Genomic DNA, 16,443 nt, shown 5'->3' on the forward strand with positions numbered 1-16,443 from the left:
GGGAGTGTAGTAGCTGCGGCCGTCGCCCCACGCGTCAGAGAAGCCCATGAAAATGACCCTCTCCCAGAGGGAGAGGGTGGCGCCGTCAGGCGCCGGGTGAGGGGTCGTCCATCTCCGGATGGGACAGCATGCGGCGTGAGCGCTTGTGTTGGTTCTAGGCGCCCACGCCCCTCACCCGGCAGCTGACGGCGCCACCCTCTCCCTCTGGGAGAGGGTTTGTCGGGTTGAGCTTATTGCCTTGAGGTCAGCCTTCTTGCCGGCACATGGCGGCCGCTGCGCCCAGATGCGCCTGCCCATCTGGCCAGTGGACGCGACGCAGCCCCGGGCACATCTCTACGGCATGTATTTCGGCAGAACGCATTCAGGAGGTCCCATGAGCACAACCATCCAAGACCTGTCCACAGCGCTGGAAGGCATGGTCGCCAATCTGGCGCCGAGTATCGTTTCGGTCGTCTCGCATCGCATGCGGGCGTCGGGCTTCGTGTGGCGCGTCGGGCTCGTCGTCACATCGGACGAGGGCCTTGCCGAGGACGGCGAGGTTCGCGTGACCTTGCCTGGCGGCGAGGGCATCGCCGCCCATGTCGTCGGACGCGACCCGGGCACGGCCATCGCCCTGCTCAGGATCGAGCGGCCCGACCTGCAACCGGTCGCCCTGGCGGCGCCCCTGCCCTCGCCTGGCGCCCTCGTGCTCGCCGTGGGCGCGGAAAGCGGCGCGCCGACCGCGGCCCTCGGTGTTGTCTCGGTCAGTTCGGGCTCCTGGCAGTCGATGCGCGGCGGCGAGATCGATGCGCGTATCGAACTCGACACCCGCCTGCGCGGGGCGGCCGAAGGAGGCCTCGTGGTCAATGTCGCCGGCCAGGCCTTCGGCATGGCGGTGTTCGGTCCGCGCCGGCGGGTGCTGGTCATCCCTTCGGCCACCATCGAGCGGGTCGCCGCGAAGCTTGAGAGCCATGGACGCATCCCGCGCGGCTATCTCGGTCTCGGCCTGCATCCGGTGTCGACCGAGGGCCATGGCACGGGCGCCATGGTGATGAACGTCGACCCGAAAGGGCCGGCGGCAGCCGCCGATATTCATCAGGGCGACGTGCTGGTGCGTTTCGACGGCAAGCCGATCACCAGGCTGCAGCCCTTGCTGCGATCGCTCGGCCCCGACAGCGTCGGACGGCTGGTTGAGATCGAGCTGCGGCGCGGCGGCCAATCGCATCAGACCAAACTTCAGGTCGGTGAAAGGCCCGCGGCTTGAAAGACCCGCGCGCGAAAGACCGGTTGCGGCTGGCGGTCGACGTGGCCGCTCCGGCGCTTGCCGATCGGATCGCATCGGCCTTGGCCGATATCGAGGAGATCGATCTGGTCGGCAAGGACGATGAGCCCGACGCGCTCATCGTCGCCGCGCCGGGGGCGAGCCTCGAGCCCGACGCCGGCATTGCGCTCTCCGCCCGCGAACTGGAAGTGCTGGCCCTGCTCGCGGAGGGCGCGTCCAACAAGCTGATCGCCCGCCGGCTCGGCATCTCCGCGCATACCGCTAAATATCACGTCGCATCCCTGCTGGAGAAACTGGACGCGGTGAGCCGCACGGATGCGGTCGCGCATGCGCTGAGGACCGGCGTGCTGCATCTTTGAGTGTCGCGATCGGCGGCGGAGCAAGGCGTGGTGTGAATGCGTGCCTTCACCTTGCGCGTTGGAAAAGCCACCGCACCTATCGGAAAAGCACGAAAATTGACCCTCTCCCATAGGGAGAGGGTAGCAGCGTCAGCTGCCGTGTGAGGGGTCGTCCATCTCCGGAGGGGACGGCATGCGGCGTGAGGGCCTGCATCCGTTCTGATCGCTCACGCCCCTCACCCGGCGCTGACGGCGCCACCCTCTCCCTATCGGGAGGGTCGATCTCCGCAGCCTTTCCCACCAGCGCATCGACTTCTTTGGCCGCCCACGAACCTTGACCCCGAATCTTGTCGTAAAGCGCACCGCATTTGACCTACCGCGCATAAGAATTTCACCGACTAGACAGAGCCTGTTCGGCTCAAATACTCATCTCTCCTGGGGAAGACGCGTATCCGGAAAAGGCCTTTTACTTGCTCAAAAAGAACGTCTTCTCGTCGAACGACCTGCCCGGGCACCTCGACGAACAGGCCCGGTTCGCGCTCTGGCAGGACATTCATGTCGCCGAAATCTGGTCGGTCGAATATTCCACGTCGGAGAACCTGCCGTTCGAGGCCGATATCGAGGCGACCGCAGTCGGCGAGCTGGTGCTCGGCCAGATGGCGGGCACCATCAAGCGGGCCTCGCGAAAGGCGCGCAACATCGCCGATGACGGCCGCGACGGTTACCTCCTGCTGGTCAATACCGGCGACACGACCTTGAGCGGTGCCCAGATCGGGCGCGGCTACAGCGTCGGCCGCGGCGAGGCCGCCCTGGTCTCGGCGTCCGAACCCTTGCAGATGATCGGCGGCGACAGGAACATCTGGATGAACGTGGTGATCCCGCGCGCCGTGCTGGAGGATGCCTTCGCCCGGGTCGAGGATCGCCTGGCGCTGCCGATCGCGGCCGACAATGCCGCTCTCGACATGCTGCGGCGCTATTGCCGTTTTCTGGAGACCGGCCCGGCCATCGTCTCCCCCAATCTCATCACCCATGCCACCGAAACCATCGTCGACCTGATCGGCCTGGCGACCGGCGCCAAGGGTGAGGCCGCCGAGCTCGCCGGCCTGCGCGGCCTGCGCGCGGCACGGCTCCAGGCGATCCTGAGCAAGATCTCCGAGAATTTCACCGACCCCAGCATCTCCGCCCAGACGGTCGCCCACTCGCTCGGCCTGTCGGTGCGCTATGTCCATGACCTCCTGCAGGAAACCGGGGTGAGCTTCGCCGAGCGCGTTCTCGAGCTGCGCCTCAAGCGGGCTCACCGGATGCTGTCGGACCGGCGCTATGACCCGATGAAGATCAGCGAGATCGCGCTGATGAGCGGTTTCAGCGACGTGTCCTATTTCAACCGCTGCTTCCGCCGCCGGTTCGGTTCGACACCGGGCGGCGCCCGCTAACCGGCCGGACGACGCGCGGGGGGCGGCAGCGGCGCCCCTGGCCGCGCATTGGCGGGCTCCGCCGACGCATGACCCTTGGCGACATGGTGCCGACGCGGGATTCGGCACGACCTCCCATGCGGCGCGCAGGCCACACATCGCAAGAAATGACGGCACCGCACCGCAGGACAATTCCACTGCCGTCCGGCCCAAGACGGCCACGCCCGGCAATGTGACACAGGAGCCCCAGTTTCATCGGCACCGGCCAGGGCGAATTCATGACGTCGGCACTTTCGAGACACGACCGCAAAAGACCGCGCCCCGCCAAGCCCGCCTCGATCTCTCGCAGTCTGCTCGCCTTGACGCTCGCGCTCGGCTGCTCGGCGCTCATCTCGGTGAGCCTGTCCGCTCCTGCGGCCGGCGCCGACTGGACCGGCGCCACGTCCAGCGATTGGTTCGTGACCGGCAACTGGACCCCGGCAGCCGTTCCGGCCGGGGGCACCGATGTCCTGATCAATTCCGGCGCGCCGAATCCGGCCGTCATCAATGGCCCGAATGCCACGGCCCACAATCTGTCGATCGGGGACGCGACGCTGACCATCTCGAATGGCGGAACGCTCATCACCAACGGGATCGGCTCCATCGCCTATACGGGCGCGACCAGTGGCGCTGCGACGGTCACCGGCGCCGGCTCAACCTGGACCAGCGTCGGGCCACTCTATGTCGGCCACATCACGTCCGGCACCGGTACGCTGACGATCTCGAACGGCGGCAAGGTCTATAGCGGCACGGGCCATGTCGGCTTCTTTTCGGGCTCCACCGGCGTTGCCAGTGTCGCCGGCGCCGGTTCCGCCTGGATCAGCAACGCCGACATCCTTGTCGGCGAAGCCGGCACGGGCACGCTGACCATTTCGAATGGCGGCCTGGTCAGCAACGTCAACGGCATGATGGCCGACACGCATGCCGGCAGCGTCACCGTCACCGGCGCCAACTCCACCTGGGCCAATAGCGGCGGCCTCGTCGTCGGCAATTTCCGCCAAGCGACATTGACGATCGCCAATGGCGGCACGGTGACCAGCACGACCGGTATCATCGGCTCGTTCAACGGTTCGGTCAGCAGTGCAACGGTCAGCGGCGCGGGTTCGACCTGGACCAACAGCGTGGGCCTCACCATCGGCCGAGAGGGCGTCGGCACGTTGACCATCATCAATGGTGGTGCGGTCAGCAACACCACCGGCATTATCGGTGCGGCCGCGGGCTCAGCCGGCACGGCGGCGATCGACGGCGGCGGCTCGACCTGGACCAACAGCGCTGACCTCACCGTCGGCAAGGCGGGCACGGGCACGCTGACCATCACCAATGGTGGCACGGTCACCAATGTGACCGGCTATGTCGGCCAGATCGCGGGCGCGGCCGGTACGGCAACGGTGAGCGGCGCCGGCTCGGCCTGGACCAACAGTTCGGAGCTGCGTGTCGGCCAGAACGGCACCGGCACGCTGACGATCAGCGCCGGCGGCACCGTCAGCAATACGGTCGGCTATCTCGGAAACTTCTCCGCCGGCAGCGCGACCGTCGACGGCACCGGCTCGACCTGGACCAACAGCTCGGCACTCTATGTCGGCGTCAGCGGAGGCGGCGTCGGCACGCTGACGATCTCCGGCGCGGGCACCGTCACCAACACGGTCGGCCATATCGGCTATTCGCTCAACTCCACCGGTACGGTCACGGTGGACGGCGCGGGTTCGGCCTGGACCAGCAGTTCAACGCTGTTCGTCGGCACCGGCGGCACCGGCACGCTGACCATCGCCAATGGCGGAGCGGTGAGCAATGGCAGCGGCATCATCGGCAATACAGGTACCGGCACGGTGACCGTTGGCGGCATCAATTCCACCTGGACCAACAGCGGCAGCCTGACGATAGGCAATTCCGGCTTCGGCACATTGACGATTACCGGCGGCGCTACGGTCAGCAACGCCAACGGCGTTCTGGGCAATGGCGCCGGTTCCTCCGGCACGGTGACCGTCAGCGGCGGCGCCGCGACCTGGACCAACAGCTCGGACCTTGTCGTCGGTTATGCCGGCACCGGCACACTGAATGTCAGCAATGGCGGTGCGGTATCGACCGGCGGCCCGGTGCAGATCGCCAAGCAGGCGGGTTCCATCGGCACGCTCAATATCGGTGGCGCTGCGGGCGCGGCGGCGCTGGCGCCCGGCACGCTCAACGGCGCCCCCATCCAGTTCGGCGGCGGTACCGGTACGGTCAATTTCAATCACACCAGCGCGGGCTATACCTTCGCCTCCGTTGTCAGCGGTCTCGGCACGATCAACCAGGTCGCCGGCACGACGATCCTGACGGCGGATTCGAGCGGCTTCACCGGTGCGACCCATGTGACCGGCGGGCGGCTGGCGGTGAACGGCTCGCTGGCGAATTCGGTGGTGACCGTCTCCGGCGGCATCCTGGGCGGCACCGGCACTGTCGGCGGCATCCTCGGCCAGGCCGGCGGCACGATCGGCCCGGGCAATTCGATCGGCACGCTCGCCGTCGCCGGCAATGTCGTCCAGGCCGCGGGCTCGATCTACCAGGTCGAGCTGACCTCGGCCGGCCAGGCCGACCGGGTCAACGCAACGGGCACCGCGACCATCGCCAGCGGCGCGGTCCTCGATGTCGTGAAGCTCGATGCCGCGCCTTATGTACTGGGCACCCACTACACTGTGCTGCAAGCCGATGGCGGGGTCACCGGCACCTATGCGCTCTCGGGCAATTTCATGCAGACGGCCTTTATCGGGCTCGTCGCCCATTACGACGCAACCCATGTCTATCTCGACGTCGCCCAGGTGAAGTCCTTCGCCGCGGCCGGCCAGACGCCGAACCAGATCGCCACCGCCGGCGGCGTCGAGAGCCTCGGCAGCGGCCATTCGCTCTATGACGCCGTCCTGCTGCTGCCGAGCGATGCCGCGGCGCGCGCCGCCTTCGACAGCCTGTCGGGCGAGGTCCATGCTTCGGCCCGGGGCGTGATGATCGAGGACAGCCGCTTCGTCCGAGAGGCGGTCACCAACCGGGTGCGCTCGGCCTTCGACGGCGTCGGCGCGGTGGCGACCCCGGTCGTCGCCTATGGCCGCGGCGGCGCCCAGCCGGTGCCCGCCAATAGCACCGGTTTCGCGGTCTGGGGCCAAGCCTTCGGCTCCTGGGGTTCGGTGTCGGGCAATGGCAATGCCGCTGCGCTCCGGCGCGATATCGGCGGCTTCTTCATCGGCGCCGACGGCTTGGTCGCGGACAGCTGGCGTGTCGGCGCGGTCGGCGGCTACAGCCATGGCGCTATCCGCGTCGGCGCCCGCAATTCATCGCTCACCAGCGACAACTATCATGTCGGCCTCTATGCCGGAACGCAGTGGGGCGATCTCGCACTGCGCACCGGCCTTGCTTATGCCTGGCACGACATCGGCGCCAGCCGCTCGATCGCCTTTGCCGGTTTTGCCGACACGCTGAAGAGCCATTACGGCGCGCGCACGGCGCAAGCCTTCGGTGAACTCGGCTATCGCATCCGGGCCGGCCAGTTGGCTTTCGAACCCTTCGCCAATCTCGCTCATGTCGATGTCGCGACCGACGGCTTCACCGAGACCGGCGGAGCCGCCGCACTCACCGCCCGCGGCGCCGCGACCGGCGTCACCTTCTCCACGCTCGGCCTGCGCGCATCGAGCACTATCGTGCTCGGCAACGGCATCACCGTCACCGCCCGCGGCATGCTCGGCTGGCGTCACGCCTTCGGCGACACCACGCCCTATCAGACACTCGCCTTTACCGGCGGTTCGCCCTTCAGCATTGCCGGCGCGCCCATCGCCCGCAACGCCGCCGCGGTCGAAGCCGGCCTCGACCTGAACCTGACGCCCTCGGCGACCCTCGGCCTTTCCTATGGCGGCCAGGTCGGCTCAGGCCTCACCGACCAGACCTTGCGCGGCAATTTCGCCTTGAGGTTCTGATCATCCTCGCGAGCCCCCCGGCTCCTCCGACGACAGACAGAAAGCCTTGCCATGACGCGAACCACCGGCGCATTCGCCGCCGCCCTGCTCGCCTCGACGGCAGGTCTCGCTCCCGCAGCCTCGATGAAGCCAGGAGACATCGTCGGAGCCATCGCGTTCCTCATGCGCATCGAGGCCGGTGCCTGCCCGGGTATCAGCTTCGATCCGGCGCCGATGTCACGCATGCTCGATCCGCGCGGCATGAGCATCACCCAGATCCGCAGCCGCTACGCGCGCGATTATCTCACCGCCTACAACGAAGCCGGGTCGCGCATCACGACCGAGGGCATGCGCGGCTATTGCGATTTCGTCGCCAATTTCTTCGGCCGGGCGCAGCCTGGAGAGTTTCCCGGGCTGGTCATCCGCTGAACCGGCAGGAGACCGGTGCGCGGGCCGGCGAGTGCTGCGATTTCGCCGCGAAATTCCGGCGCGAGGGCCCTTGTGCCGGCGGGCAGGCCAACACACATTGCATCAGATGCAAGTTTGCAATGAGTGAACAACAACCTTCCTCTGCGCGGAACCCGCCATGACCAACGCCACCACGTGCTCCGATACGTTCCAGTTCTTCCGCCTGTGGGTCGCCAATCCCCTGAGGGTCGCGGCGGTAGCGCCCTCGGGCGAGGCGCTGGCGCGCCTGATGACGGAAGAGATTTCGGGCGAGACCGGACCGGTGATCGAACTCGGGCCCGGCACCGGTGTATTCACCCGGGCGCTGCTCGGCCGCGGCGTCGGAGAGGGCGACCTCACGCTGATCGAATATGGCTCGGACTTCACCCGCATGCTGCAATTGCGCTTCCCGCGGGCGCGGGTCTTGTGGATGGATGCGGCGCAGCTCGCCCGCTTCGACCTCTATGCCGGGGCCCCCGTCGGCGCGGTGGTCAGCGGCCTGCCTTTATTGTCGATGTCCCCGCGCAAGGTGACCGCGATCCTGCAGGGTGCCTTCAGCTATGTCCGGCCCGGCGGCGCCTTCTACCAGTTCACCTATGGGCCGCGCTGCCCGGTGCCGCGGCCGATCCTCGACCGGCTGGGCCTGAAGGCCACCCGCATCGGCCGCACCGTGCGCAATCTGCCGCCGGCCGCGGTCTATCGCATCACCAGGCGCCAGCCGATCGGCATCGCCCGCGGCGGTTTCGGCCAGACGCATGGGCTGACCGGCGCGAACGACGCAGGCTGAACCGCGGCATCCTGGGCAGAACCCGGGGACAACCCGGGGACAACCCTCTGTCGAAGCGGGGGACGATCGGTGGAGCAGCGAGCGCCCAATGCGGGGACAAGCCGGCCGGCGGCTTGGGGACAAGCCTTCCGGCAGCCTGGGGAGAAGCCTGTGGAGAAATGCCGCCGGCCGGGCGCCGCGCGTCCGCGCGACCCTTTTGCCTCGGCGCTCGGCCGGCGTTATATGCAGGTCCACCGCTGCGGCGGATCGGCGGGAGACGAGGCGGTTTGGCTCGGTCAGGTGTCACCACAGGCAAGGAAGAGGCAGCCGAGGGCCTGCGCGAGCGCAAGCGCCGCCAGACCCGCGAACGCATCTCGGACGCCGCCATGACGCTGTTCCTCGAAAACGGCTTCGAGGCCACCACGGTCGATGATATCGCCGCCAAGGCCGACGTCTCCAAGCGCAGCTTTTTCGACTATTTCGCCACCAAGGAGGATGTGGTCTTCGCGTGGCAGGACAATTTCGGCACCGCGCTGGCCGCCGCCGTCGCGGCACGGCCGCTGGGGGAGCCGCTGATCGCCGTGGTCGAGGAGGCGCTGGTCGAGGCGGCCGTCGCGGCGACCGAGCCGCGCGCGCTGGCCATCAGCAAGCTGATCCATTCGGCGCCAGCCCTCGGCGCTCGCGACCAGCTGAAATATACCAGGCTCGAGCAGACCCTGGCCGCGGCCCTGACCGAGCGGGCGAGCGACGAGGCGGGCCGGCTGCGCGCGCGGCTCATCGCCATGGTCACCATCGGCGCCATCCGGATCGGCGCCGAGGGTTGGAACGATCGGCCGCAGAGCGAGCCGGTCGAGGCCTATGTCCGCAGGGTTCTGAAGTCGGTCTGGACCGAGATCGGCGCCTTCGTGCGCGGCAGCGGCTGAGCCGGACGGCGGCACGGCGCCGGCGGCGATGGACGAGATTGCCCGGGTTCTGCTACTGCCGCTTCACTGACGCCCGATCGTGAGACCGCCATTCCGGCCGTGCCACGGTCGTGGTCCGGAATCAGACCGCGACCGGACCCACGATGGGTCCGAAACCCGGCAGAGCGAGACCGAAGTCCATGCCCATCAAAGTTCCCGATGACCTGCCCGCCCGCGCCACGCTTGAGGCCGAAGGCGTGATGGTGATGCGCGAGGCGGATGCCGTGCGCCAGGACATCCGGCCCATGCGCATCGGCCTGCTCAACCTGATGCCCAACAAGATCAAGACCGAGACGCAGATCGCGCGACTGCTCGGCTCGACGCCGCTGCAGGTCGAGCTGACGCTGGTCAAGATGACCAACCACGTGGCGCGCAACACGCCGAGTGAGCACATCATCTCGTTCTACCAGGACTGGGAGGACATCCGGTCCGAGCGGTTCGACGGCTTCGTCATCACCGGCGCGCCGGTGGAGACCATGCCGTTCGAGCAGGTGACCTACTGGGACGAGCTGCGCCGCATCTTCGACTGGACCCAGACGCACGTGCACGGCTGCTTCAACATCTGCTGGGGCGCCCAGGCCGCCGTCCACCATTTCCACGGCATGCCCAAGCACCAGCTGGCCGAGAAGGCCTTCGGTGTCTACACCCACCGCAATCTGGCGCCGGCCTCGGCCTATCTGCGCGGCTTTTCCGACGATTTCTCGATCCCCGTGTCACGCTGGACCGAGGTCCGGCGCGAGGACTTGCCGGCGGACAGCGGCATGACCGTGCTGATGGAATCGGATGAGGCCGGCCTCTGCCTGCTGGACGATCCGGCGCACCGGTCGCTCCACATGTTCAACCATATCGAATATGACTCGAACTCGTTGAGCGACGAGTATTTCCGCGACCTCGCGGCCAACAAGCCGATCGCCATTCCGCACAACTATTTCCCGAAAGACGATCCGGCACACCGGCCCGAGAACCGCTGGCGCAGCCACGCGCACCTGCTGTTCGGCAACTGGATCAACCAGCTCTACCAGACCACGCCGTTCGACCTGTCGAAGATCGGCGGCCGCTGAGGCCGCGGCCCGTCACTCCGCGCTGAGCCCCAGCGCCTGGCGGAAACGCACCTTGGCATGCGCGCCCTCGCGCAGCGGCACCAGGCGAGCGTTCTCTGCCACGTCGATCTTGACGACCCGGACACGCGGCCCCTGCCCCGGCGTATCGATGTCGGCGGTGAGCCGTTCGAGCTCCGTCTCGGTCGACACCACCGCCGCATCCTGGATGCCGCAGGCGCGCGCCGCGGCGGCGAGATCCGTCGTCGCGGTATGGCTCTGCTGGGCACCGGTCTCGCCATAGAGGCCGTTGTCCAGCACCACGATCGTCAGGTTCGCCGGCTGCGCCAGACCAATGGTGGAGAAGCTGCCGAGGCCCATCAGCATTTCGCCGTCGCCGGTGACCGCGATGACGGGCGTTTCGGGCTGCGCCAGCGCCAGCCCGAGGGCGAGCGCGGCGGTGCCGCCCATGGCGCCCCAGAGGTAGAAATTGCGCGGATCGTCGCCGGCGGCGGCGACGTCGTAGGTGGACGATCCGAGGCCCGTGACGACGAGAGCATTGCCACGGTTCTCCAGGAGGCGCGCGACGGCCTGCCTGCGGTTGAGGCGGTTCGAAGACATCGCGAGCTCCTACTTCGTGAAGACCTTGGCGCCGACCAGGCGCTGGGACAAAAGCACGGCCATGGCCGAACCGCCGCCATAGGCCATGGTGGCGGCATGCCTGACGACGTCGGCAACCTCGTCGGGCCGGTCGGCGCGCTGCACCTGGACATCCATCAGGCCAAGTGCCGCCGCCGTGGTCGAGCCCATCGGCACTTGCCAGGGATTGAACTCGCCCCATTCGCCGCGCATGGTCACCAGCATCAGCAGCGGGAATTTGCAGACCTTGATCAGCGACAGCATGTTGATGCAGTTGCCGACCCCGCTCGACTGCATCAGCAGCGCGGCGCGTTGACCACCGAGCCAGGCGCCGGCGGCAACCGCGATCCCCTCTTCCTCCGAGGTCAGCGCGATGCCGCGCATCTCCGGCTCCTGGTGGACCCGCTCGATCAACCGGGCATGGCCGCCATCGGGCACATAGGGCACCTGGCGCACGCCGAATTCCCGGAAGATGTCGAGGATGTCGTCGGGCCAGTTGCGGAGCGCGGATGCCCCGGTCTGCTCGAGAACCGCTGTCGCCGTCATGTCCTGTGTCTCCGCCGGCCTGGGCCATATCGGCGCCTTCAATCGCAGGCTCGAGCTCCCCTGAGAATGACAATCCGGCGATAGGACCTATCGCAATTCTCGAAGGCACGACCTTGCCGAACCTTCACAAAACGGCAATTCTTGGGCCCATCTTATCGCGAAATCCGAAGGCTGCCGTGGATCTCAAGCAGTTGAAGACCTTCATCCGGGTCGCCGAGACCGGTTCGCTCAGCAAGGCCTCGGACCGGCTGCGCACGGCGCAACCGGCCTTGTCGCGCCAGATCAAGCTGCTCGAAGCCGAGATCGGCATGCCGCTGTTCATCCGCTACGGCCGCGGCATGCAACTGACCGAGGCCGGCCAGGAATTGCTGGCACGGGTTGCCGGCCTGGTGCATCAGCTGGAAAAATCGGTCGCCGACGTCAGGTCGCTGCGGACCCAGCCGAGCGGCACGGTGGCGCTCGGCATGATGCCGACCGTGTCCTATGTGCTGGCCGCGCGGCTGGCGCGCCGGGTGGCGACCGAACTGCCCGGCATCTCGCTCAGGATCGTCGAGGGCTATGCCGGCCATCTCGTCGACTGGCTGCACCGCGGCGATGTCGACGCCACCTTGCTCTATGGCCCGAGTTCCGACCTGCATCTGAGGGTCACCGACCTCATGTTCGAGGAGCTCGTGCTGGTGGGCCCGCCGACCTGCGCGCTCGACCCCGGCAAGGCCGTGCCGGTGGCCGATCTTGCCGGCCTCGAACTGGTGCTGCCGAGCCGGCCGCACGGGCTGCGCGCGGTCGTCGAGACCGCCGCCCAGAAGGCCAGGATCGAACTCGCCATCCGTTTCGAGGCGGATTCCTTCCGGGTGCTGAAGGATCTGGTCGAGGCCGGACTCGGCTATACCGTGCTGCCAATGTCGGCGATCCAGCGCGAGGCGCGCGCCGGCCTGTTCAGGACCGCGCCTTTGGAAAAGCCCAAAGTGGTCAGGCAGGTCATCCTGGCGCTGCCGGCGAGCCGCACCGACACCCGGGCCACCCGCGCCGTGGTCGATCTCGCGATCGACGAGATCGCCACCATGGTCGCCAAGGGCGACTGGATCGCCGTGCCGTCAGAGGGTTTGCTGAACCGGGCCCGCAGCGACACCGCTCCAGCGTGACGCCCGGTCGCTCGGGCGGTGCGGCGGGACGATCCAATTCCCCGCGGCCGATGAATGTCGATCGGCATGATGCGAAAGCACGCGCCCGCAGCGGACACGCCAAGGACGGTCTCATGGTGGCTTGCGCTACTTTGCCCACACGTGTACTTTGCAATGCAGAGTTACTTGGAACCTCCCGATGAGCGAGTTCGACAAGGCCCTGGCCGACATCGTCGCGATCCGCAACCAGATCGCTGCCGGCACGGCCTTTCGCGGCTTCGGACCGGCGGCGCTGGCCGCTACCGGCCTTGTCGCGCTGGCCACGGCAGCCGCGCAGAGCCTGTGGCTGGAAGATCCGGACGGCCAGCCCCTGGCGTTTCTCGCCGGCTGGGTGGCGGCCGCGATCTTGTCGGTCGCGATCATCGGCATCGAGATGGTCAGGCGTGCCCAGCGCCATCATTCCGGCCTCTCCGACGCGATGATCCTGACCGCCGCCGAGCAATTCCTGCCGGCTGGCGCCGCAGGCGCCCTGCTCACCGTGGTGATCTGGCGCTTTGCTCCGGAAGCCTTCTGGATGCTGCCGGGCCTCTGGCTGATCCTGGTCGGCCTCGGCATCTTCTCATCGCTCCGGTCGCTGCCGCGCAGCGTCGCGCTGGCCGGTGCCTGGTATGTCCTGGCCGGTCTCGTCGTGCTGGTCATCCAGAGCGCCAGCCACGGGCTGTCGCCCTGGACCATGGGCCTGCCCTTCGCAATTGGCCAGTTCATGATGGCGGCGATCCTCCATCTCGCTTTCGGAGGAACCGATGCCGAAAACTGATGCCGCGGCGGCCCCGTTCTCCTATGAAGGCCTCGACCGGGTCATTCACGAAAAGGCCCGGCTCGGCCTGCTCACCTCGCTGGTGAGCCATCCGAAGGGCCTGGCCTTCGCCGACCTGAAGAAGCTCTGCGGCCTGACCGACGGCAATCTCAGCCGGCACCTGCAGGTCCTGCAGGAGGCCGGCCTCGTCGAACTGATCAAGGGTTACGAAGCCAACCGGCCGCACACCACCTGCCGCCTGACGCCGGCCGGCCGGCGCCGCTTCCTGGACTACCTCGCCGTGCTCGAACAGGTGGTCCGCGATGCCGCCAAGGCCGCGGCGGGAGAGGCCCTGCCGGCAGCGCGACCAGGCATCCTTCCCGCCTGAAATCCCCCTTTTTTGCCAGGAAACTCTGCAATGCAAAGCACTTTCCATCAAGGAGTTCACGTCGCCATCATCATGGACGGCAACGGGCGCTGGGCGACCGGCCAGGGTCTGCCGCGCAATCGCGGTCACGAGGCCGGCGTCAAGGCGATCCGGCGCGTCACCGAGCAGGCGGCGGACCAGGGCATAGGAACCCTCACCCTGTTCGCGTTCTCCAGCGACAATTGGCGTCGGCCGCAGGCCGAGGTCGCCGCGCTGATGGCCTTGCTCAGGCTCTACCTGCGCAAGGAGATCGCCAGGCTGGTGGAGAGCGGCGCCCGGCTCACCGTGTTCGGCCGTCGCGACCGGCTGCCCGTGGGCCTTGCCGCCGAGATCGGCAAGGCCGAGGCCGCCACCGCCGGCGGCAGGCGGCTCAACCTGCGCATCGCCATCGACTATTCCGCCCGCGACGCGATCCTCCGGGCGGCCGCCGAGGCCGCCAATACCGGCGCCCTCAGCCGCGAAAGCTTCTCGCGCCTCATCACGGGCGAAGCCGAACCGCGCGACGTCGACCTGGTGATCCGCACCAGCGGCGAGCAGCGCCTGTCCGACTTCCTGCTCTGGGAGAGCGCCTATGCCGAACTCTACTTCACCGAACGGCTCTGGCCGGATTTCGGGCCGGACGACCTGGGCGAAGCCCTCGCCTGGTTCCGTCGGCGTGACCGCCGCTTCGGCGGACTGGCGGCCTCCGCCGCGGCCTGAAGCCGTTCAGACAAGATCCAAAGCCAGCAGCCGGGAGGTCCGCCTTGCGCATCCTGCTCGTCAACGTGCCGCATCCCGCCATCGGCAGCCGCATTCCCGATGACCACCTTCCGCCGCTCGGCCTGCTGGCGATCGGCGGACCGCTGATCGACGACGGCCACGAGGTCCGCCTGATCGACGGCGAGTTCGGGCCGGTCCCGATCGCCGAGCTGATCGCCGATGCGCTGCGCTTCGAACCGGACGCCGTGCTGTTCGGCCATTCCGGCTCGACCTCCGGCCACCCGGTCATCGCGGCGGTCGCGCGCGGCATCGCCACCGCCCGGCCCGGCATGCCGATCGTTTATGGCGGCGTGTTCCCAACCTATCACTGGCGTGAGATCCTGGCCGACGAGCCCCATGTCACGGCGATCGTGCGCGGTGAGGGCGAGGAGACGGCGCGGCGCCTGATGGCGGCCCTGCGCGACGACCAATGTCTCGATGAGGTCGCCGGTATCGCCTTTCGCGACGCCGACGGCCCGCGCGCCACCCGGCCGGCCGCGGTCATTCGTGACCTCGACGCCTATCGGGTCGGCTGGGAGCTGATTGACCACTCCCGCTACAGCTATTGGGGCGGACTGCGGGCCGTGGTGGTGCAGTTCTCGCGCGGTTGCCCTCATCTCTGCAATTATTGCGGCCAGCGCGGCTTCTGGACCCGCTGGCGCCACCGTGACCCCGTGCTGTTCGCCAGGGAACTCGCCCGGCTTCACCGCGACCATGGGGTCAAGGTGATCAATTTCGCCGACGAGAACCCGACCGTGTCGAAAAAGGCCTGGCGCGCCTTTCTCGAAGCGCTCATCGCCGAACAGGTCGATCTCATCCTGGTCGGCTCGACCCGCGCCGACGACATCGTCCGCGATGCCGATATCCTGCACCTCTACAAAAAGGCCGGCTGGGCGCGCTTCCTGCTGGGCCTCGAAAATACCGATGCGGCGACGCTGATCCGGATCCGCAAGGGCGCGACCACCACGACCGACCGCGAGGCCATCCGCCTGATGCGCCGACACGGCATCCTGTCGATGGCAACCTGGGTCGTCGGCTTCGAGGAGGAGACCGATCGCGACCACTGGCGCGGGCTGCGCCAGTTGATGTCTTATGATCCCGACCAGATCCAGATGCTCTATGTGACGCCGCATCGCTGGACGCCCTATTTCCGCGAAGCCGCCGGCCGCATGGTGATCCAGGCCGATCGTCGGCGCTGGGATTACAAGCACCAGGTGCTGGCGACCCGGCACATGCCGCCCTGGCGCGTGCTGCTCTGGTTCAAGTTCACCGAAATGGTCTTGCAAAGCCGCCCCAAGGCGCTCTACCGGACCTTTCTCCACCCCGACCGCGGCCTGCGCCACGCCATGCGCTGGTATGCCCGGATGGGCCGCCGCGTCTGGCCCTATGAGATCGTCAATTTCCTGCGCGATCCGCTGATGCGCGCCGGCCCGACTGTCGCCGCCTTCTGGGGCGCGCCACAGGACGCGGAAGAGCAATCCATGTCGGCAGCGCGGCCGGAGCGGCCGGTCGGCCCGCGCAAGGCCGCGTGACGGACAGGCGCCGCCTTACGCGCCCTTTTTCTCCACCGGCGGCTTTGGCCCTCTCACGGCCCAGCGCATCAGCGCCCAGGTGCTGCCGCCGGTGGCCATGCCCAGCAGGTAGATGACGGCGACCCAGAGGGCCAGCGGCGCGCTGAACCTCAGGCCGAGAAAGGCGACGGTCACGATCTGGAAGTTCTGAAGCGCGAAAATCAGCGTCGCCGCGACAAAAATGACGATCACCGTGATGTGGGCCCAACGCATGGTCTGTCTCGCTCGCTGCGGCCGCGTGCCGGAAATCGCCGTCGCACGGCCGTCCTTCATGATGTCCCGCAACCGGACGTTTCCGCCGCGGAGCACAACGCTATCCCAGCATGCCCCGGGTCGTCAGCCGGACAAATCCCCCATCATGCCGGCGCCATGATACGACAACGCCGGTTGGGCCACGCTCTGCTTGCCGTCCACCTGCCGCGCCTT

At 67.8% G+C, this 16,443-nt stretch carries 16 protein-coding genes; 13 read left to right on the forward strand and 3 right to left on the reverse strand.

All coding sequences use genetic code 11. The annotated features are described in order from the left end of the window. The first annotated feature begins 373 nt into the window (after window positions 1-373). The 8 genes from AC07WJ_RS19840 to metA all read left to right on the forward strand — a co-directional run bounded on the left by AC07WJ_RS19840 (window position 374) and on the right by metA (window position 10,203). Window positions 374-1,243 (forward strand): S1C family serine protease, encoded by an 870-nt coding sequence (locus AC07WJ_RS19840; protein WP_494936362.1) that lies wholly within the window; start codon window positions 374-376, stop codon window positions 1,241-1,243. A 23-nt stretch (window positions 1,244-1,266) separates the two neighbouring features. Next, window positions 1,267-1,620 (forward strand): response regulator transcription factor, encoded by a 354-nt coding sequence (locus AC07WJ_RS19845; RefSeq protein WP_494936363.1) that lies wholly within the window; start codon window positions 1,267-1,269, stop codon window positions 1,618-1,620. A 449-nt stretch (window positions 1,621-2,069) separates the two neighbouring features. After that, window positions 2,070-3,032 (forward strand): AraC family transcriptional regulator, encoded by a 963-nt coding sequence (locus AC07WJ_RS19850; RefSeq protein ID WP_494936364.1) that lies wholly within the window; start codon window positions 2,070-2,072, stop codon window positions 3,030-3,032. 338 nt (window positions 3,033-3,370) lie between these two features. Continuing rightward, window positions 3,371-6,988 carry an autotransporter outer membrane beta-barrel domain-containing protein gene (locus AC07WJ_RS19855; RefSeq protein WP_494936365.1) on the forward strand — a complete coding sequence of 1,206 codons (3,618 nt, stop codon included), beginning with the start codon at window positions 3,371-3,373 and terminating at the stop codon, window positions 6,986-6,988. A 51-nt stretch (window positions 6,989-7,039) separates the two neighbouring features. Then, window positions 7,040-7,396, forward strand: a complete 357-nt coding sequence (locus tag AC07WJ_RS19860) for a hypothetical protein (RefSeq protein ID WP_494936366.1) — start codon at window positions 7,040-7,042, stop codon at window positions 7,394-7,396. A gap of 157 nt (window positions 7,397-7,553) precedes the next feature. Then, a complete protein-coding gene (locus tag AC07WJ_RS19865) occupies window positions 7,554-8,201 on the forward strand; it encodes a class I SAM-dependent methyltransferase (protein ID WP_494936367.1) in 648 nt (215 codons plus the stop codon). 266 nt (window positions 8,202-8,467) lie between these two features. Beyond that, the gene (locus AC07WJ_RS19870) at window positions 8,468-9,103 is read left to right on the forward strand and encodes a TetR/AcrR family transcriptional regulator (protein ID WP_494936368.1); all 636 of its coding nucleotides are present in this window, start codon (window positions 8,468-8,470) and stop codon (window positions 9,101-9,103) included. 179 nt (window positions 9,104-9,282) lie between these two features. After that, complete coding sequence (gene metA, locus AC07WJ_RS19875; protein WP_494936369.1) at window positions 9,283-10,203, forward strand: homoserine O-acetyltransferase MetA; 921 nt, start codon at window positions 9,283-9,285, stop codon at window positions 10,201-10,203. 12 nt (window positions 10,204-10,215) lie between these two features. Here metA and AC07WJ_RS19880 read toward each other — a convergent pair whose 3' ends face one another. Beyond that, window positions 10,216-10,800 (reverse strand): thiamine pyrophosphate-dependent enzyme, encoded by a 585-nt coding sequence (locus AC07WJ_RS19880; RefSeq protein ID WP_494936370.1) that lies wholly within the window; start codon window positions 10,798-10,800, stop codon window positions 10,216-10,218. Between the two features lie 9 nt (window positions 10,801-10,809). Beyond that, a complete protein-coding gene (locus AC07WJ_RS19885) occupies window positions 10,810-11,364 on the reverse strand; it encodes a thiamine pyrophosphate-binding protein (RefSeq protein WP_494936371.1) in 555 nt (184 codons plus the stop codon). Between the two features lie 176 nt (window positions 11,365-11,540). Between AC07WJ_RS19885 and AC07WJ_RS19890 the strand changes: the two genes are divergently transcribed. From AC07WJ_RS19890 to bchE, 5 genes are all read left to right on the forward strand, one after another. Beyond that, the gene (locus AC07WJ_RS19890) at window positions 11,541-12,506 is read left to right on the forward strand and encodes a LysR family transcriptional regulator (protein WP_494936372.1); all 966 of its coding nucleotides are present in this window, start codon (window positions 11,541-11,543) and stop codon (window positions 12,504-12,506) included. Window positions 12,507-12,684: 178 nt separating this feature from the next. Then, entirely contained in the window at window positions 12,685-13,302 is a 618-nt protein-coding gene (locus AC07WJ_RS19895) for a hypothetical protein (protein ID WP_494936373.1), read from the forward strand. Beyond that, window positions 13,289-13,669, forward strand: coding sequence for a transcriptional regulator (locus tag AC07WJ_RS19900; RefSeq protein ID WP_494936374.1), 381 nt, complete (start codon window positions 13,289-13,291; stop codon window positions 13,667-13,669). Before AC07WJ_RS19895 ends, AC07WJ_RS19900 begins: the two co-directional genes overlap by 14 nt. Before the next feature lie 30 nt (window positions 13,670-13,699). Continuing rightward, window positions 13,700-14,407, forward strand: a complete 708-nt coding sequence (locus tag AC07WJ_RS19905; protein WP_494936375.1) for a di-trans,poly-cis-decaprenylcistransferase — start codon at window positions 13,700-13,702, stop codon at window positions 14,405-14,407. 44 nt (window positions 14,408-14,451) lie between these two features. Then, complete coding sequence (gene bchE, locus AC07WJ_RS19910) at window positions 14,452-15,978, forward strand: magnesium-protoporphyrin IX monomethyl ester anaerobic oxidative cyclase (RefSeq protein WP_494936376.1); 1,527 nt, start codon at window positions 14,452-14,454, stop codon at window positions 15,976-15,978. Window positions 15,979-15,993: 15 nt separating this feature from the next. On the opposite strand, the gene AC07WJ_RS19915 is transcribed toward bchE, so the two are convergent. Next, a complete protein-coding gene (locus AC07WJ_RS19915) occupies window positions 15,994-16,230 on the reverse strand; it encodes a LapA family protein (RefSeq protein WP_494936377.1) in 237 nt (78 codons plus the stop codon). Window positions 16,231-16,443 lie beyond the last annotated feature (213 nt).

It is taken from the genome of Phreatobacter sp. GW821-FHT04C01 (genome assembly GCF_059420385.1).

Coding starts and splice junctions, on each gene's coding strand:
- metA (WP_494936369.1), top strand. CDS start 9,283: ATGCCCATCAAAGTTCCCGATGACCTGCCCGCCCGCGCCACGCTTGAG.
- AC07WJ_RS19880 (WP_494936370.1), bottom strand. CDS start 10,800: ATGTCTTCGAACCGCCTCAACCGCAGGCAGGCCGTCGCGCGCCTCCTG.
- AC07WJ_RS19915 (WP_494936377.1), bottom strand. CDS start 16,230: ATGCGTTGGGCCCACATCACGGTGATCGTCATTTTTGTCGCGGCGACG.
- AC07WJ_RS19900 (WP_494936374.1), top strand. CDS start 13,289: ATGCCGAAAACTGATGCCGCGGCGGCCCCGTTCTCCTATGAAGGCCTC.
- AC07WJ_RS19840 (WP_494936362.1), top strand. CDS start 374: ATGAGCACAACCATCCAAGACCTGTCCACAGCGCTGGAAGGCATGGTC.
- AC07WJ_RS19865 (WP_494936367.1), top strand. CDS start 7,554: ATGACCAACGCCACCACGTGCTCCGATACGTTCCAGTTCTTCCGCCTG.
- AC07WJ_RS19860 (WP_494936366.1), top strand. CDS start 7,040: ATGACGCGAACCACCGGCGCATTCGCCGCCGCCCTGCTCGCCTCGACG.
- AC07WJ_RS19885 (WP_494936371.1), bottom strand. CDS start 11,364: ATGACGGCGACAGCGGTTCTCGAGCAGACCGGGGCATCCGCGCTCCGC.
- AC07WJ_RS19905 (WP_494936375.1), top strand. CDS start 13,700: ATGCAAAGCACTTTCCATCAAGGAGTTCACGTCGCCATCATCATGGAC.
- AC07WJ_RS19895 (WP_494936373.1), top strand. CDS start 12,685: ATGAGCGAGTTCGACAAGGCCCTGGCCGACATCGTCGCGATCCGCAAC.